The organism is Colwellia sp. F1 (assembly GCF_056238625.1).
The window spans coordinates 303,704-322,506 of record NZ_JBWDLI010000002.1 but is presented as its reverse complement, the minus strand read 5'-3'; the positions used below and the strand labels follow the sequence as shown (position 1 = coordinate 322,506).

8 protein-coding genes are annotated in these 18,803 nt (G+C 38.7%); 6 read left to right on the top strand and 2 right to left on the bottom strand.

Annotated elements, in window-relative coordinates; genetic code table 11:
• Window positions 1-229 precede the first annotated feature (229 nt).
• The 4 genes from AC0UA9_RS03065 (at window position 230) to AC0UA9_RS03050 (ending at window position 8,229) form a co-directional block, all read left to right on the top strand.
• Entirely contained in the window at window positions 230-3,271 is a 3,042-nt protein-coding gene (locus AC0UA9_RS03065; protein WP_475656864.1) for a polysaccharide lyase family 8 super-sandwich domain-containing protein, read from the top strand.
• Between the two features lie 129 nt (window positions 3,272-3,400).
• On the top strand, window positions 3,401-3,988 hold the full coding sequence (locus AC0UA9_RS03060; RefSeq protein WP_475656862.1) for a hypothetical protein: 588 nt from the start codon (window positions 3,401-3,403) through the stop codon (window positions 3,986-3,988).
• A 234-nt stretch (window positions 3,989-4,222) separates the two neighbouring features.
• Window positions 4,223-6,382, top strand: coding sequence for an alginate lyase family protein (locus tag AC0UA9_RS03055; RefSeq protein ID WP_475656860.1), 2,160 nt, complete (start codon window positions 4,223-4,225; stop codon window positions 6,380-6,382).
• Window positions 6,383-6,696: 314 nt separating this feature from the next.
• On the top strand, window positions 6,697-8,229 hold the full coding sequence (locus tag AC0UA9_RS03050; protein WP_475656858.1) for a sulfatase family protein: 1,533 nt from the start codon (window positions 6,697-6,699) through the stop codon (window positions 8,227-8,229).
• Between the two features lie 587 nt (window positions 8,230-8,816).
• On the opposite strand, the gene AC0UA9_RS03045 is transcribed toward AC0UA9_RS03050, so the two are convergent.
• Together AC0UA9_RS03045 and AC0UA9_RS03040 are read right to left on the bottom strand one after the other, a co-directional pair.
• Window positions 8,817-10,400 carry a sulfatase gene (locus AC0UA9_RS03045; protein ID WP_475656856.1) on the bottom strand — a complete coding sequence of 528 codons (1,584 nt, stop codon included), beginning with the start codon at window positions 10,398-10,400 and terminating at the stop codon, window positions 8,817-8,819.
• The gene (locus AC0UA9_RS03040; protein WP_475656853.1) at window positions 10,401-13,466 is read right to left on the bottom strand and encodes a chondroitinase family polysaccharide lyase; all 3,066 of its coding nucleotides are present in this window, start codon (window positions 13,464-13,466) and stop codon (window positions 10,401-10,403) included.
• A gap of 421 nt (window positions 13,467-13,887) precedes the next feature.
• Between AC0UA9_RS03040 and AC0UA9_RS03035 the strand changes: the two genes are divergently transcribed.
• Window positions 13,888-15,150 carry a glycoside hydrolase family 88/105 protein gene (locus AC0UA9_RS03035; protein ID WP_475656851.1) on the top strand — a complete coding sequence of 421 codons (1,263 nt, stop codon included), beginning with the start codon at window positions 13,888-13,890 and terminating at the stop codon, window positions 15,148-15,150.
• A gap of 426 nt (window positions 15,151-15,576) precedes the next feature.
• Complete coding sequence (locus AC0UA9_RS03030; protein WP_475656849.1) at window positions 15,577-18,531, top strand: TonB-dependent receptor; 2,955 nt, start codon at window positions 15,577-15,579, stop codon at window positions 18,529-18,531.
• Window positions 18,532-18,803 lie beyond the last annotated feature (272 nt).

Here is an 18,803-nt window from a genome sequence, read left to right as displayed (position 1 = left end):
TTATTACTTGCGTACCAGGAATCAGCTATTTTTCTACACCTCTTAGATCGACTCTTGACAAAGCCTTTTTTGAAATTGTTGACAAAGTTATTGCCTGCAACCTATCCTTGTAGTAATGTTGTCATGTAGTAAGGTTATAAGACAAGCGGTTGTTTGAGTCGATATCTTAAGAGTTTGCTGGTATCAACTTCTAATGCTAATGGCATTTATAAAAAAGTGAGGCTACTCTATGAAACATTGTTTACACATAACACCTAAGTCGACTAAAAAGTTATCACGGTCAACCAGGAAGAACATTAAGCGACTTTCTATTGCGTTATTTTCGATAGTTGCTTCGTATAGTTCATTTGGTCAAACTGCATGCTTACCTGATACCAGTAATGATGTAGGTTTTTCTCCCATTGGAGATCTGGCGATTATAGATGTTACTACCGATGGTGACAATGGTGACGGTGTGGGTGATGGTGCATTATTGTTTGATGGGCAATCGGCTGTAGCGAATCTAGGTGGCGCCTATCGATTTAGTTGTGTTATGGTTGAAAATGAACCTTTATCAATAGCCACTTATGTTTACAACCCACGTTCTTCCTATGTGAAACTTAAAGTTACTTTACATAATGTTACCGATGATAAAGAGCTCGCAAGCACTAAAGCTCTTGCGCTCACTTCGTCTAACAGCAACGTAAATAACTTTAGTTTAAACTACATCCCCAACAATGACGATAATGGTGATGAACTGGAGTTGCGATATATTCGCACAGATGGTGGTCATACTGCACGTGATTTTGCTGTGGACAATGCAACTCTTAACGGGCAGCCTTTGCAAATGAAAAAGGCACCGCCACCACCCAATCCTGCTTGTTCAGCACCTATTGTATTCAATACTGATATAGCACTTACTTCAGCAACACCTAAACAAGTTGCTGATGTTAATAAAATTTATACAGCACTCTCTGATAGGTATGTTGGAACAGATGATGATGTTGATCTTATTTTGCTGCAGTCACGTTTAAATCAAGCATTGATTGAGTACGATGCCCTTAATATTGTAGTGGCCGGCGGTTCAATCACAGGTAATGCTATTTCTTATGACAAAGCTGGAAAATTAATTAAAACATTTGCACAGCATTTAAAGCTAGTTGGGCCTAACGATGTCCATATAGCTGAAAAGGCATCCAACATAGTATGGTTAGTATCGCAGAAGTTATGCGATCTTGACATAAAACGCGATTATAACTCATATAGCTATAGGGAATTCGCTCGTAATACTATGCACTTGAAAAATTATCTTTCAGATGAAATCAAAGACATATTCGGCTATACACTGAATATACAATCAGGTGGCTTTTTGCATTTTTGGGGTGACTATCAAGCCGGGGTAGGCTACAACACCGACTGGATGCACAATATGGGTGACTCTATTGTATTGTTTGGTTTATGGAAAACCGCTACCAGTAATGATGAACGTGTGCAGTGGTTGAAAGCATCAAAGCGATATCTTGAACGTTTTTTAACATTCACAAATGGGACAAGTGATGGTTTAAAACCCGATGGCTCTGGTTTTCATCACTGGGCTGCCTACGACGGATATATGTACGCAATGGCTTCTGTTATAAGCATCATAAGCGCGTTTGATGATACCTCTTTTCAAATAGACATTAATGCATACAAAAATTTACGTGACTTCATCTATGCGCAACGAATGATGAGTAATGACTCAGGTATAAAAGCTTTGTCTATGGTAGGGCGTAATCCACATATTAAAACTATTTCGACAACTCCTTGGGATTTAAGGCAGCTAGCGGTAAGCGGGGGGAAAATTCTTGGACTTTCTACCGCAGACCCTGTTTTAGCAGGCTATTACAACAGAACATGGGATGAAGAACCGTTAGTAGACTATAGTAAAAAAGCTGAATTTGAAAGTGGTTTTATACAGTTAAACCATGCTAATGCGGGCGTCGCTAGGCAACAAAGTAACATTGGGAAAGGTGATTGGTTAGCTGTATTTAACGGCTTTAGCGACAACATGATGGGTTCTGAACTCTATTCAAATGCGAATCGTTATGGACGCTATCAAAGTTACGGCTCTTTGGAAGTTATTTACCCAGGGGACAACTCGGTAGGTAATAATGGCTTTGATGTTCAAACATGGAATTGGAACTACAACCCAGGTACAACAACGATTGTATTGCCATGGGAGCACTTGCATGGAGAACGTTCTCGTATTGATGAGAAACAACAAAAACGCTTCGTAGGTTCATTAGCCTTTGATAATAAAGGTGCAGTAAACGGCACCTTAAAAGATACCTTTGGTACCTATGGCATGTTTGCTATGGATTTTCAGGAGCAAGAGTTAGGCAGCGGTTTTGGTACGGTTTACGGTCCTGATACGCACAATACTAGCTTCACTTTCAAAAAATCTAACTTTGCCTTCGGAGACATTATTGTTTCTTTAGCCTCAGATATAAATAACGATGATGGTGTGCATTCAACGGTCACTACCTTATATCAGCGTTTAGCCGATTCACAGAGTGCGGTGGAAGTAAATAGCGCCACATACAGTTCAGAAGGCATGTTGAGTTTCACTGGTGATAGTGATAACTGGGTGATTGATGACTATCAAACAGGCTTTTATGTGGTTGCTGGCAGCGGTGACTTAAAAGTGTGGCAGGGCGTGCAGCAAACGCCTAATCACAAGCAGGTATGGCCTGCTGATATCTCACAAAACGCGGTTGGTGAGTATACAATAGGGTATATTGATCATGGTACAGCACCCCAAAGCTCTGGTTATGAGTATATCACAATACCCAACGCCACCATCGATAGTATGGATAATATCAGTGCTAAGAAGCCTTACATTGTTTATGAAAAAAACAATGCTCGACATGTAATAAAACATACGGGTAAAAATATATGGGCTTACGCGTTGTTCCAAGCATCAAGCAATATGGACTACGTCGATAGTGTGCTAAAAGGGAGTGACACATCATGTTTGGTTATGTATAAAAATCTGAGTAAAAAACATATTCGTTTGTCGGTCGTCGATCCAGATATAGGGTTTACAGCGAGAAACTTGACAGCCGCTGAACCAAAACAAGTGCAGTTAACTCTCCACGGAAAATGGAAATTGGCTAACACTCATCCCAAAGCAAGAGTTATAAATGTTGATAAGAAAATAACGATTCTGGAGTTCGATATAGAGCAAGGACTTCCTGTAGAGGTTAATTTAACACAAAGGAAAAAAATTCAAACGTCGAAGTTGTCTCGATAACTATTTTGAATTGGCCTTGCTATTTTAACTATAACCCACCTCTTATATTTAGGTTGCATTATAAGCTCGGCAATGCCTTAACGTTTACAATTATCAATTATCAATTATCAATAATAAATAAGGAATGTCATGAATAAACTTACGCAATTTGTACAGATACTACTTTTGGGAGTAGCGTTGAGTGTTATGTCGGTACCAACGCCAGCAGCGATCATTGATATTAATATAGATAATGCCTCTAGTTGGGGAGAGTGGGGTGATGTTAACAATACCACCTTATTCATTGATATAGGTGAAGGGAAGCCTGTAATTATTGATGGTATTGCTTGGGATCTTAGCATTGCTTCGCAAGGTTTCTCGTGGTTGAGCGAAGCCGTTATTGAGTTTGGCACTAGTGCGGGTTTAGGGCTTATCGAAGTGGCACCGGGTGTTGATGACGATTTTACAGGTTTTGCTAGCTACACTAGCGGTGGCATTCTCGGCTTAACAGATGAAGGCCTTAATAACATGTTTTTAGCGGATGGTATATTACGTATACAGTTTTTTGAAGATTATGATGATATTGAACAAGGAGCTGATGCATTTTATAACGGCTTCTTTCGCGTATCAACTAGACAAAGCCAAGCCGTTCCAGAACCTAGCATGTTGTCATTGTTTTGTATGGCCTTACTGGCTTTATTAGTTATAGGTAGAATTAAATCTAGCAGAGTTAGCTAAAACATCTGACGTTTACATAATTCTGTGTTCATTTTAAGGCCTTACGGCAAACTATAAGTGGCTATGCTGAGATATATCAATTTAGCATCAATGTCATAAGAAGTACTTTTACTGTTCAGATAACAGATAACATATCTTGAAGGAAGTTGTCGCCAGGTGATTAAAAAGAACCGTGCCGTATGACAAGTCCCCTTAATATTTAATCAATAAGAAAAAATAGGAGTATTAACCATAATGAAAAGCATTCTTGGCATGCTAATCTGCTTGCTAGTCGTAGCTAATAGCTATGGACAAAATATTAACAATCAATTGTTGTCGAAGTTGGACTTTAATCAGGAGCAATTAAGGGAAGTTAAGCAAGCTTACCAAGGGCAGCAATCATCTCAGGCTTTGGCAAAGTTACTGCAATTGTATCGCAATAAAGAGAACCTGTATTTACAGCTAAGCAAAAATGATAGGACTAGCCTACTTAGCACATTCAAACAAGAAACTGATAATTCGATTAGGATCGCTGATCAGGTCAAACAACAATATTTTTTGTTTGACCATAAGTGGGATATGGAACGTACGTACACCCCCTATCACTTTAAGGAGGAAATAGATTGGAATATTAATCCTTTTGGTGACATAGAGTGGGCTTATATGCTCAATAGACATAGATACTGGCAAGAGCTAGGACGAGCCTATTTGCTCACCAACGATGAATCTTATGCATCTGCATTCGTCAACCAAGCATCTCATTGGATTACCAATAATGCATTTAAAAAACGTAGTGAATTAGAGTCGTGGCGTCGTTTAGAGGTGGGTATGCGAGGTGAGTTCTGGATCAAAACATTTGAATACTTTAAGCATTCGCCAAATATCACACCTGAGTTTTTTGCACTGCTACTCAAGTCTTTAGTACAACATGCCGAGTACTTAGCTAGCGACTTTAGCGGATTTGCAAAAACCAGTAATTGGGGGGTTATTGAGTTTCACGGTCTCCTTAATATTGCTTTGTTTCTCGAAGAGTTTACACCTGCAGAAGGGTGGCGCAAGCAAGCCATAGAAGCACTACAAACGACTTTAGAATTACAAGTACTAGACGACGGTAGTCATTGGGAGCAATCGCCCATGTACCATAATGCAGTACTTAGTAACTATATGAATGTTTTACTACTGGCACAAAGGAAAAACTTTTCACTGCCAGCTATATTCAAAAGTAAAACAAGAAGTATGTTGCAGGCCAATATTAAGTGGCAAAAGCCAAACTTTAAGCAACCAATGTTTGGCGATAGCGACGATACTAACACCCAAGATATACTTGCTTTTGGCGCTTCATTATTCGAAGACCCAGTAATGAAAGCTCGCGCGTCAGAGCATCTAGGTTATGATGAACTATTTACTTTAGGTATGAAACGAAGCCTACAGTATGATGCCATTAAGGCTAAACAACCGGCATTCCGTTCAAGTTTTTTAAGTAGCTCAGGTGATGTTTATATGCGCAGCTCTTGGCTAGAAAATGCCTCTTATACCGGCTTTCATCTTCGAAAATTGGGTTGTGGTCATGGCCATGACGATATCTTGCATTTTGATCTATACGCCAATCAAAGGGATTATCTTGTTGATTCAGGACGTTATAGCTATGTTGACAATGATTTGAGAGAATATTTCAAAGGTAATCGAAGTCACAATACCCTAGGTGTGGATGATTTACCCAATAGTGTTTATAAAAATACTTGGGAAAATGAATTCGAAGCAAGATCTCAAGGAGTATATACCCACCTTAGCGATAATTTTGATTATGCGGAAGCTGAAAATACAGCCTATCAGCGCCTTAGTGATCCCGTATCCATGAAGCGTCGCTTATTGTTTTTAATCGATAACGTTTGGGTTGTTGTTGATAGCTTTGCTGCTAATGGTAAACATAAATACTCGCAGTATTTTAACTTTCCCAATGACAAGGTTCAGATTGATGAAGAAAACAACCGCGTACTTACCAGTTACAACCAAGATAACTTAGTTATCGTGCCAGTCAATAAAGTCGATATGCTGCTTGAGGAGTCTTGGGTTTCCACTGATTATAACTTAAAAGAAAAAGCCTTGTCGGCAGAGTTTTTTAGCAATGCCACCGGCTTTACCTCATTTATCAGCTTGCTTTATTTTCCAGAGCAAACCACGCTCAACTATAAAAAAGTACCAGTCTACTCTAGACGGGATAAATTACTTGATGAAACCGATGTTGAAGCCATTGCTCTAGAAGTTGATGGTAAGGAATATATCTTTGTCGTGGTTCATAATTCTCCTGCACCTGCGGAAAACTTCTTTGTGGTGGAAGGGCAATACGTTCGTGGAGAAGTGATTTTATTGGAGAAGTTAGCACAGGGGTATGCGACTACGATTATCAAAGAATAAAGTAGAAACTGTTGATAACGGTTTTTAAACTTGCATCAACAGGCACTTTAATAGCCTTAAACTACAACTAAAACTAAAACCGTCGCTGTTAAATAGGCCAAATATGTTGTTTATTTACCTAATACAGAGAGACAACAGATAAAGACGATTAATGCACAAAAAATTAAGCTTAATCTAAACAATTAATAATAGACGTTGAAACACTTAAAATGTAGATAAGTCTAGTGTTAAACCCAATAGGCTAAGTTGCTGAATGTATCGAAGCCTTAGCTCGATTAAAATAATATAAAAAAGAATTGGATGGTATAATTGAAATGACTAAATATCTTAAACATATAACATTATTAGCAATAATCACAGGGTTTTTATCGGGCTGTAATAGCAAGCCTAATACGGGAGACATAGTAGAGAAAAAAGTAACAAAACCAAATATTCTATTTATATTTCCAGATCAATTTAGAAACGCAGCAGTTGGTATCAATCAACAAGATCCTGTTCATACGCCTAACCTAGATAAACTGGCAAGAGAAGGGATGGTTATTTCCAATGCTATCAGCAATTATCCGCTTTGTAGTCCCTATCGAGCTATGCTGATGACAGGAAAACTACCTTATAACAACCAAGTATTAAGTAATAGTAACTCTAACCGACATAAGTACAATAACTCTTGGCAAAAAGAAGACGTTAGCATTTCAGATGTCTTAGTGAAGAATGGCTATGATGCGGGTTATGTTGGTAAGCTACATCTCATGTCTCCGCCTCCAATAGAGGGGGACGACACGGTAATTTGGGATGCATATCAACCCAAAGAATTACGTCATGGCTTCAACTTTTGGTATGCCTACGGCACATTCGATGAGCATAACAATCCTCACTACTGGATCAATGATGCTAAAGAAGATGAACTGACTTATGTTAATGAATGGTCCTCAAAACATGAAGCGGATGTCATAATTGATTACATCAAAAACCCTTCTAAAAACACAAGAGATGCAGACAAACCTTTCGCGTTGTTCTGGTCTGTAAATCCACCACATCCACCTTATCAATATGTACCTGAAAAATATTTAGAACATTATAACGATAAATCATTAGATGAATTATTAGTACGAGGCAATGTAGCGTTAGACACAGACGCTAGCGAGTTGGCTTTTCATCCTGGTGCTACCAGAAAGCGAACAGATTTAGCAAAAGACCACATTAGAAATCACTTTGCTATGGTTACTGGTGTTGACGAGCAAATAGGCCGGGTTTTAAAAGCCCTAAAAGAGGAAGGATTAGAAGAAAATACTATTGTCGTGATTACCTCTGATCATGGTGAAATGATGGGAAGTCATGGCTTAATGTCTAAAAACGTATGGTTTGAAGAAGCCATTAATGTCCCGTTTATAATTAAGTGGCCAAATGAAATTAGAGGCGCTCAAAAGAGTGACTTAATCGTCAGTGTTACCGATATTATGCCAACACTTTTGAATATGGTTGACGCGACAGATGGCATTCCTGCAAATTTAGATGGGGAAGATCTATCGTCTCTTATTCTAAAGGGAGATGGTGAACAGCCTACATCAGCTTTATATTACTACATTTTAGAAGGTCAACCTGAGTCAGGGCACCGAGGGATAAGAACACATCGATATACCTATGTTGTCACTGTTGATAAAGACGATGTAGAGCGTAAATTTTTATATGATAATAAGAATGACCCGTATCAAAAAGAAAACGTGATAGGCAAGGACAAAGCTACCCAGAGCAAACTGCATGCTCAATTATTAGCAAGCTTAAAAGATAAGAAAGATCCTTGGTTAGAAAAATATAATGCTAGGCACTCTGCCAGCTTAGTTGAATAAACCAAGCGAGGTGTTTTACTAAGTAGTGCCTTAAAGAAGATTACCTGGTGATGAGGCATATATAGACTAAATAGAGCAGGGAATATTGCTAGTAGATAGCATTCCCTGCTTTACATTAGCCTGCAACAGACTTTGTATTTCAACGACGTACGTACTCTATCCCAAAACGATTTAAGGCTGTTTTTCTTTCCTCATTGGCAGAGCCGTTCTTGCCCCTAGCACTATCGTAAAACACATCAGTTTTTACATTCCCTGGTAGCCTTTTGAATAAAACTGTTAAGTGATTTGGTACCATGGTTGGGTTTTATAGCTTGTCGACTGTATTGAGGGTAGTTGAATGGTGTATATAAGTTCGCCCTATCGGCACAGTAAAAACGACAGATTTAATGCCTTTTGCTGCTGGCAAGCAAATGCTTCTCGTTCTTTCTTATGCATAATTTACCTATCCAAAACCCTAGTTGGGTATTAAGAATAGGCAATTACAGAGACTTTGTTGCAGGGCCTTTACACAGAGACACTTAATTCGTTTAGTCTCTGATATGTTGACACTTTTTTATGCTGCTTTAGAATAATGCCCGCTACATTGATTAACTTAACCAGGCAGGAATACCATTTTCTTGTTGCCACTTATTTAAACGTTTTTCTAAAAAATCATCACTCCAAACCTTCATATGGCTCGGTAGTTTGTTTTCTGCAGGCAGCCATACTTTTAGTTGCTCTTTTAATGCATCATATTGCCTGTCGTGCGCCAAATTATAATGTTCATTCGCGTCATTAAGGTGATCATAAAGCTCTTCACTACCATCGCGATAACGAGTATAGCGCCATCGCTCGTCTCTAATTGAGTGATTATTATAGCCCCAAGTTGTTACTGCCGGTCTGCTGCGATTTTTCGCTGGATTAATCAACAATGGTTTTAAGGACAAGCCTTCATTACTGTGAACTACGGGTAATTGACACAATTGTGTTAGTGTAGGGTAAATGTCAAGTAAACTCACTACCTGATCACACCGTTGCCCTTGGGTTTGTTTCGGTAATTTTATGACCAAAGGGACATGGGTTGACTCTTCCCATAAGCTCATTTTACGCCAGTTTTTATGTTCACCAAAGTTTTGACCATGATCCGACCACAAGATTACCAGCGTATTATCTTTATACTGACTTTGTTCAAGCGCATTAAGTACTTTACCAACTTGGTCGTCAACAAACGCAATACAAGCTAAATTAGCACGTACCAATTCGCGCCAAAATGTTGGGCTGACCTGAGTGACAGCATGGTGATCTCCTCCTGGAATAATTCCCAACGCCATGGCCTTAGCATAACGAGGAACATCACGCATTTCATCTTCAATTAAATCAGGCATAATAATTTCATCAAGTGGAAATAGCTCAAAATATTCTTTAGGTGCAGTAAAGGGAACATGAGGCCTAATAAAGCCTGTTGCGAGAAAAAAAGGTTGCGAATGTTTCTCCTTGAGCTGCTCAACCGCCCAATTGGCGATATATTCATCAGGCATAACACCGTTATGGGGAATGTCTTTTCTATCCAATGCCCCCCAACACAATGATTTACCTGGTGTATTGGGGCCGAAAGTTTGGACGATTTGTCCACCATCTTTTGGAAAAGGGTAATATTTATGGTCTTTGCTGCCATGACTACCATAGCCGTAACCGCGATCGAGTAAATACTGATTAGTGATCTCGTAAAAAGGCAGAGTTTCATGCCACTGTTTATCATGGCGATAATCAGAGGTACCGGTGTGAAAGATCTTGCCTCCAGCCATCGTTTTGTAACCGTTATTTTTAAAGTGCTCAGGTAGGGTAGGTGTATCACCTAATAATTGGTCAGCAGTTTCTTCAAATTTAGCATTGGTATACCAACCGGTAGTACTTGGCTTTAATCCAGAGAGTAATGAGTTACGTGATGCTGCACACACAGGCGCACTGCAATGTGCGCTGGTGAAATTGGTTCCGCTATTCATTAATTTATCTATGTTGGGCGTATGCGCTTGCGGATGGCCTTTAAGTGCACCAATCCAGTCATTTAAATCATCAATAGAAATAAATAGCACATTGGGCTGTGATGTCTTATTTGTACAGCCCATAACCGTTGTTCCACCAATTGCCGCAGCGCCTGCTAGTTGTAAAAATGAGCGTCTTGTAAAATTCATTTATTTAACCTGCTTTAATGTTAACTGAACTGGAGCACCTGCAAGCGTATTAACCGTCACGACACTTTTATTATCATCTTGAGCAACTACTTGATAATTTTCACCAGCACCAGACCACTGACCATGTAAAGTAATAGTCACTTGGTTTGGTTTTGGCATATTGTAGCGCCATTTTCTTGAATAAATAGAGACTTCTTTTTGTAAGCCTTGTGGATCAAGTTGTTCGCTATCTTGGCCTTGGTAAAGGTTAAGATCGGGGTTGGTTACCGCTAACAGTAATAGATCCTCTTTTAGTTTGCTCATTACAATAGCGGGTGTGTCAACGCTAGCAACAAGCGTGTCTAGTAAAGTTTCGGTTTTTTCGAAAACAGCATAACCAACCGTATTGGTATCTATATCTTTAACAATATGGGCAGTTTTATCTTGTTGTAAAACTACAACAGGAGGTTGATCACTTTGTAGGGCTTGGTGAAATTGTTCACTTTGTTGTTGATTACTACTCACCAATATAGTGTACTGATATTGGGCATTGTAGGGCGCTTTTCCATGATCAATTAATAAGGTAGCGAAGTTACCTTTAGTGGGTTTTTTATTCTCATTTTCAAACGAACTTTGCTGTTGACGTAACAGTTTTATGGTTTGATCTTTAGGGATAAAATAAGCATTACTACGGGTATCCATATAGTATGCTGGTTTAAGCAAGTGCTCTGTTTTTTGTAGCGCTAGCCCCTGTAAAGGCTGGCCATTTTCATAGGTTTTTATATCGTCGCGGGTTAATGCTTGTTGGAATAAAGTCGTTTCTGTTGGGTATTCACTACTGCTATTAATATTAGAGCCTAGCGCTACAATCCGATTATCAAAGAAAAACACGGATTTTCTTGCGCGTAAATCACTCTGGTACTTATCATGTCCATGTAATTTCATTGCAAAAACTGCACTTTCATTATTTAACTGAGTACCACCAGAGTAACTTTCATCACTCAACAGCATTTCTTCTATACCAGCAAATTCATCAACTTGCTTAATATCTGCTTGGAGCTTATCAAATGGTAAATGTTCTGTCGTCGTGCCCGACCAACGATTCCAATCCCAACCTGCTTCACTGTAACCTGAGTCTACTGTCGATGACGGTAAAATTTCAACATGTCCATAATTCGTGTAGCGACCGTAGTGATTTGCGTTTTCGTAACTTTCATTTCCAACCAAATAACGGCTAAAGCCACGAGCGCTTGCTAACCATTCATCTTGACGGTGCAGCACTAAGCTAGAAAAATTCATTACCCAGCTACCTTCAGGGCTTTTCTCCGGTGTGATGGAAAGATCTTTGGGTACTATGTCAAGTTGCTTTGGTTGATCTTTTACTAAGCGTAAGTACGCTCGCGCAATGTCTTCATCGCCCATTAATGTCAAATAAATGAATGGGCTCAGGGTGATTGAAACATACTCTTCTGGGTGGCGGCCGGACAAGCTCATAGGAGCTTTTAAACCGTTAGAAAAGATACGAGTCATTAAAATAGACTTTTTTAGACGCTGATAAGCTTTATCTGTTATGGCAAAAGGGGATTGGCTCATATAGTAAACCACAGGAGAAAGCCCACTTAAACCACCATTACCATAAGCAACATAATGTTGGGCGTGGTGAAAGAATGAACCATCGCTTTGAATCCCTCCGCCTAATCCCTTAGTCGCCGTCATGGAAAATGACATCCAACGAGTTAAACTGTTTAAGTAAGCAACTTTTTTATTAGGTTCATTTTCCATCAGTATACTCATCAGCATACCCGGTAAAAAAGTGTTCATTACATCAACATTAAAACCTCTGTTATCTTGTTCATCTCTGAATATTCTGCCTAAGCCCGATAACCATGCAATTGCCTGTTGCGCATTTTGATATTGGTCTTTTAACATGTCACGGCCAAGAAACAAGGCCTTAGTCCAACTTCGCATTGGGTAGCCTTGGTGATGCATTATGCCGACAGCACTACCATGGATATATCCATGTTCATGGATTTGTTTTACTAATAGATAGAATTGGTTTGCCACTAGCGCTTTGTACTCTGGCGCATCCAGTTTTTTATGAGCTACCGCAAGGTTGAATAAATGCTTACTCACCTTAGCAAAAAGCATGGTTGTTTTATTGATTTCATCCAGTGTTTCTTTATTTACATTGGCATATTCATACACTTCTATTTGTCGCCACATTTGTACGGCTTTGAGTTGACTGTTATCAAGGTAAGCAAGCTCTCTACCTTTTTTTAAAAGAGTTTTAACGTCATCGGTATTGAAATTGCTTGTGTTCTTTAACAAATCTTCATCAATACGTTGCATTATCGTGTCCGTTGCTAACACTTTTGCAGCACTAGCTGTAGCATAAGGGGTTTGTTCAAATGCGTACCGCCATTGGTCGTATTGTAATATTGCACCCCAATGAGCGTTGGCGCGTTTGGTAATCTTCTTATTAACAAATGGCACTTGAAAATCAGGTGTTGGCCAACGAGGATCTACTGGTATGCTTAAGGCCATCAAATCAAAGTAAAGAGTACCATCAACATTTGGAGCTGTGATTGTTAATTGATCCATATTAACGTCGGGGGTTCCTTGCATATCTGTTTCAAAAGGAACAGCAATAGCACGCCAACCGGTAAAGTTGAGGTTCATCTCAAAGTGGCTATTAAGTTTGCCTTTAGTTGAAAATGCAAACCGCAATGTCCCTGAACTGGCTTTCGTATTATAAATCCAAGTCATGTAGGTGTGTTTAGCTTTAACTTTAGCGTTTGGCGCATATTCTTCATAGCCAATATTTTCATTAAACTTAATTGAATCCCCTGCTTTAAACTGCCACATTAAAGCATGTTCACCTGACTTAAAATACTGACGACTAAGCCCTAAGCTACTCGTAGAAGAATGCGCTAGAGACTTTGGCAACTCCTCGAAAGACTGTACAAGTGAGCGTTGTGAAGCAACCGCTTGTATGGAAAAAAAAGACAGTATTAAAAAGATCGTCGAGCTTAATATAATTCGATAAATAGACATGTGCACACCAGTTAAATTAATGTTGTATGACATCTTACAACCTAAAGTAGTCAATTTAAAGTTATTATTGTAAAAAATAAAGTAATTTATTATTTTCCTTTAAAACAATAGCTTAAGATTTTTTTTAAAGTCTAACGATGTAAATTGTCAGGGCATGTAACGTATAATGAGCAAGGGTTTGGCGATAAAACAAACTATTGTTTAGGTCAAGGTAATTGTAGGTATCATATATCAACCAAAAGAATATTTTTTATTTATCATTTAATTACAACAAGTTAATTGTTAGGCTTTTGGTGAATTAACGAATTTGTTTTTTCTGGGCTTGTTTAGTAATTTAATAAATGTATACTTGTATGAAGACTGACAACGAGACTATAGATGATTGTTGCAGGATATGGCTTGATATAATTTATGTAAATCAGGTTTTTAGTTTAGTAATACAGGGGGGAGTATAATGAAATTTTATAAGAAGATAAGTCACACAGGCTTGTTGTTAGTGACTTTATTAGTTGGGCAAGCATGTGCAAGTAAACCTGAAATGTCAGATCAATTCAATCAGGCTGACGTTTATCAAGCCATGAAGTTTGTTTCAGATTGGCAGTGGCAGCAGTTTAACCCGAAAACTAACTTATTTGAAGGTTATGAAGAGGGGGCTTATATGGCTGCAACTGATGGAGACAGTCATCCTCAAGGTTGGGTTTATGCGGCATTTCATGTTGGCATGGCAAAGTGGGCAAAGCTTGCTGACCAACAAGGTGATGAGCAATATTTTAAAAAGCTATACGATATCGCTAAGCGTAATCAGTATCTTTTTGCTCCACGTATTTATAACGCTGATGATTATGCTATTGGTCAGTTATATCTAGACCTATATGACAAGTACCAAGACCCAGCAATGTTGGTACCATTAAAAACTGTTTTCGATATTATCCTAAACTCTCCTTCATCTGCTGACTTGAATTTTAAAATGATCCAGCCAGATAAAGCAGCCACTGGGGATTACGCAGGCCAGCCTTATGAATCATATGAAGGGCGAACGTTTAATATTGTTCCTTGTAAGGAACGATGGTGTTGGGCTGATGCATTATTTATGGGACCACCCGTTTGGATGCATTTAGCTAAAGTAACGGGAGAAAAAAAATATTTAGACTTTGCTAATAGCGAATTCTGGGAAACGGTTGATTTACTTTGGGATAAAGAAGACCATTTATTTTACCGCGATAGTCGTTTTTTTAATAAGCGTGAAGAAAATGGCGAGAAAGTGATTTGGGCTAGAGGCGTTGGTTGGGTTGTTGCTGGTTTAGCACGTATTCTAGAAAATGTACCGCAAGATCATCCTCAGCGAGCAGGCTATGAAGACATTTTTAAGAAAGTAATGGCTCGCTTAGCGAGTGCTCAGCAAAGTGATGGTTTCTGGCGCCCTTCAGTTTTGGCTCCTGAGTCGCAACCTTTTAAAGAGTCTAGCGGTACAGCGCTTATCGCTTATGCCTATGCTGCTGGCATTAACCAAGGTATTTTAGATAAGAAAACTTATTTGCCTGTCGTGAAAAAAGCGTGGTCAGCATTAATTGGTGTTGTACAACCCGACGGTAAGTTGGGATGGGTACAGCAAATAGCGGCCTCACCAGATTCGGTTTCAGCAGACGATACTCAAATATACGCGGTAGGTGGTTTTTTACTAACAGGTACCGAGATTTATAAAATGATAAACAAATAGGCGTTATTTTATATTTATGCTCAGTGTCTTTTGGACTCTGAGCATATCATCTATCCTAATTTAGTTTTAATTGACTTGGAAAACAATATCTTTTCTCGCCGCTTAACCACTTTTATTAATGTAACTTCTTCAAATAGCGCTCGCTAGCCCTTACCATTCCTGAGTTTTTATTATTAATAATAAAAACACTCAATAAATAAAAAACACATCCCTAAATTACAGATTTTCAGTAGTTTTCAATGTGTTCTACTAATTTTAATTGGTGCACGAAAAAAACTTGTACAGAAGCTCATATGATCGTATGGTTATATGATGACTGATAAGTTAAACGAAGAAATTTAACACAATTTGTCATGGCCAAGGAAGGGAGTCTCAAAACGTAGGAGTGTTATAAGTTAACAATATTATACAAAACAGGGTGGAGATATGAATTTTAAAGCAAACACTATAGCAGCAGCTGTATTTGTTGCCATTTCTAGTACTGCAGCAGTGGCAGAGGAAGAAACAAACGCAGCGGCTACAGCACAAGCGGACCAAACGGAAGTGCTTACCGTAACCGGAATTAGGGGAAGTTTAGTTCGTTCATTATTTGATAAGCGTAATGCAGGTAATGTAGTTGACGGTGTATCTGCAGAAGATATTGGTAAATTTCCTGATCAAAACGTAGCTGAATCACTACAGCGTATTACGGGGGTTACCATTGACCGTGGCGCTTCTGGGGAAGGTGAGCAAATTTCAATTCGTGGTTTTGGGCCAAATTTTAATAACGTTTTATTTAATGGTCGTAGTATGCCATCAGATAATGATCAACGTGGCTTTTCATTTGATTTAATAGCTTCAGAGTTAATCAGCGGTGCAGATGTATATAAAACACTACGTGCAGATACGCTTGAGGGTGGTTTAGGTGGAACCGTTAATGTTAAAACGGCTAAACCCTTAGATTTTGAAGGTTTTAAAAGCGCAGCTTCGGTAAAAGGTGTTTACGATACCCTAGCAGAAAGCACTAATCCTTACGTTTCAGCATTAGTCAGCCAGAACTTTGATAGTGACTTTGGTGTGTTAGCATCGTTTGCTTATCAGCAACGTGATGCCCGTGTAGATCAAGCTAAAATTGCAACATCTAAGTTTACATCATATATCACCGATACTATAGGTAGAACATACACAGGTCCAGAAGGATCAGATACTTTATCACCAGAGCAACACCTTCGTCCGGCAGGAGCGACGCAAGTCCTACAAAGGTCAGATCGTGAACGTATTGGTGGCACCTTAGTGGGGCAATGGCAAGCAACAGATAATGTTCTAATTACAACGGATGTTTTATATTCTAAGTTAACAGATATAAAAAATAATAAAACACTGATTAACAACTACGGTTTAGATAACATTTATAATGCAAAATTTGATGAATTTGGTACGGTAATTTCTTTTGACCGCCCTGGTGGTGGACAAAATCAAATTTCTCCTGGCGTTATTCAACAATATGAAAATGGTGTAAGACTAGACCCAGGCCAAGCCAATTATATTAGTTCTGATGCTAGAAACCGTGTTAGTACCACACGGATGGTCGGACTTAATATTGATTGGCAAGTTACAGAGGGCTTTAACGCTGTACTTGACATACAAAGTTCTAATTCATCAGGCACTTCAAAAGACAACCCACTTCAAACAGTCATTAGCCCAAGCACAACGGATGTGCATTTTGAAAACACGGGTAACTCATTTAAGTGGTCGAATGATGATGCCTTTAGTGGCGATGCTTCAAATTTTAGAGCGGGAAATCTTTATTACTTTTCCCCAGCGAGTGATGACGATATCACTGAAGTGCGCCTTGATACTGAATGGCTACCTGAAGATAGTGATTATCTAGTTTCGATTAAGTCTGGTCTGTACTACGCCGATAGAGAGAAAAAAAAGTCACTTACTCAATCACGTTGGGGGTCAGCGGCTAAAGTGTTTAGTAATTATCCTATACCAGAGTCACTGTTTAGCAAAGTGGATTTACCCTTTTTACAAGATCATGATAAAGGTGGTTTTGTTAACAGTTGGTATGATTGGGATACCACAGCTATATTTGATTACTTTAATAGCGAAGCTGCAATAGAAAGTTCAAGCTTTATTGGTGAGCAAATAATCAATGACTTTGAAAATGGTGGCACTGATTATTCAACTTTAGCTGAAGCTCAAGCGGCTGCAGATGCTGCGGTGGCGGATAAGATAGCAAGCATTAGAGAGCATATTGCGTCAGCGCCAACAGATGGTGACTTTGGCCTTTATAATAAAGTTGCTGATGCCCGAGCTGATAGAAAATGGCAAGTTAATGAGGAAACCTATGCAGCATATGTAGAAGCAAACTTAGCGGGCGATGCATGGTCAGCGAACGTTGGCTTACGTTATGTTAAGACCAACACTTCTTCTCTTTCTGCAGGTCAAGAATTTCTTGGCACTGATCACATGACCGCGGGTTCTGATCAACTAAACCAAGTGCAAGTTGAAGGGCCTAAAGATGATATATTCTCACAAGGTAGTTACACTAAATTATTACCGAGTCTAAATATAAAATATGATATCTCTGATAACTTAGTCGCACGTTTTGCTTATTCTAAATCACTAACTAGGCCAGCATTATCAGACTTAACTGCTGCTAACGAAATTATTATCCCTAATTTCTTCGAACGAGATGTTTTTGAAGGTAAAATTAATGCCAAGAACACTAATTTGAAACCATTTACTTCAGATAATATTGATCTGGCGCTGGAATGGTACTACGCAGATGAAAGCTATATTGGCGGAACGTACTTCAACAAAAACTTAAGTGATTGGATCACCACAGAAACACAAAATGTAACTCTATATGATCCTATTCAAAACGTTGATAGAGTATTTCAACAAACATCACCATTTAATGCTGAATCAGCCAAAGTTAGTGGTTTAGAGCTTGCGATGTTACATAACTTTGATAGTGGTTTTGGTATTCAAGCTAACTACACTATATTAGATACTACTGGTGCTGCAGATGCAGAGAGTGATTCAAAAGTAAACCTGCACGGTTTATCTGATAGCTCATATAACGTTATTGGCTTTTATGAAAATGGCCCAATCCAAATACGTATTGCCTATAACTGGCGTGAAGGTTATACCACGTGTAGTTACTGTGTTGATACTGCTGTCGGTGGAACTAACGCTTCTCAGTCGGTTGATGATTACGGTCAAATCGATGCATCAGCAAGCTATGACATAACGGATCAAATTACTATTTTTACTGATGTTATTAATTTAACAGACGAAGATCCGTATGAATATACTACCCGTAAAAGTAATATGTTAAGTATTACAGATACAGGAGTTAGGTATTCAGTCGGTGTAAGGGCAACATTCTAACGCGTTATGTTGTTAACTAGTATATTGATGCTCAGTAGATGGTACAGGCTTTAATTAATTTACTGTATTAAATATAAAAACTTATAATAAAAGGCTTTACATTTGTAAGGCCTTTTTTTTGCCAAAGCGATGGAGATAAAGACCTGTTTAAAAAATAGGTGCTAGCTAGAGCAGTATTACCTAAAGTTCACTCTAGTTGAATGCCGTGAAATATATAATTGTAATACTGTTGCTTAACACGTTTTTCTGCGAGAGCGTTATTGCAGCTAATA

What these genes read in the sequence shown, in the direction of transcription:
- AC0UA9_RS03065 (WP_475656864.1), top strand. Translation starts at nt 230, where the DNA reads ATGAAACATTGTTTACACATAACACCTAAGTCGACTAAAAAGTTATCA.
- AC0UA9_RS03060 (WP_475656862.1), top strand. Translation starts at nt 3,401, where the DNA reads ATGAATAAACTTACGCAATTTGTACAGATACTACTTTTGGGAGTAGCG.
- AC0UA9_RS03055 (WP_475656860.1), top strand. Translation starts at nt 4,223, where the DNA reads ATGAAAAGCATTCTTGGCATGCTAATCTGCTTGCTAGTCGTAGCTAAT.
- AC0UA9_RS03050 (WP_475656858.1), top strand. Translation starts at nt 6,697, where the DNA reads ATGACTAAATATCTTAAACATATAACATTATTAGCAATAATCACAGGG.
- AC0UA9_RS03045 (WP_475656856.1), bottom strand. Translation starts at nt 10,400, where the DNA reads ATGAATTTTACAAGACGCTCATTTTTACAACTAGCAGGCGCTGCGGCA.
- AC0UA9_RS03040 (WP_475656853.1), bottom strand. Translation starts at nt 13,466, where the DNA reads ATGTCATACAACATTAATTTAACTGGTGTGCACATGTCTATTTATCGA.
- AC0UA9_RS03035 (WP_475656851.1), top strand. Translation starts at nt 13,888, where the DNA reads ATGAAATTTTATAAGAAGATAAGTCACACAGGCTTGTTGTTAGTGACT.
- AC0UA9_RS03030 (WP_475656849.1), top strand. Translation starts at nt 15,577, where the DNA reads ATGAATTTTAAAGCAAACACTATAGCAGCAGCTGTATTTGTTGCCATT.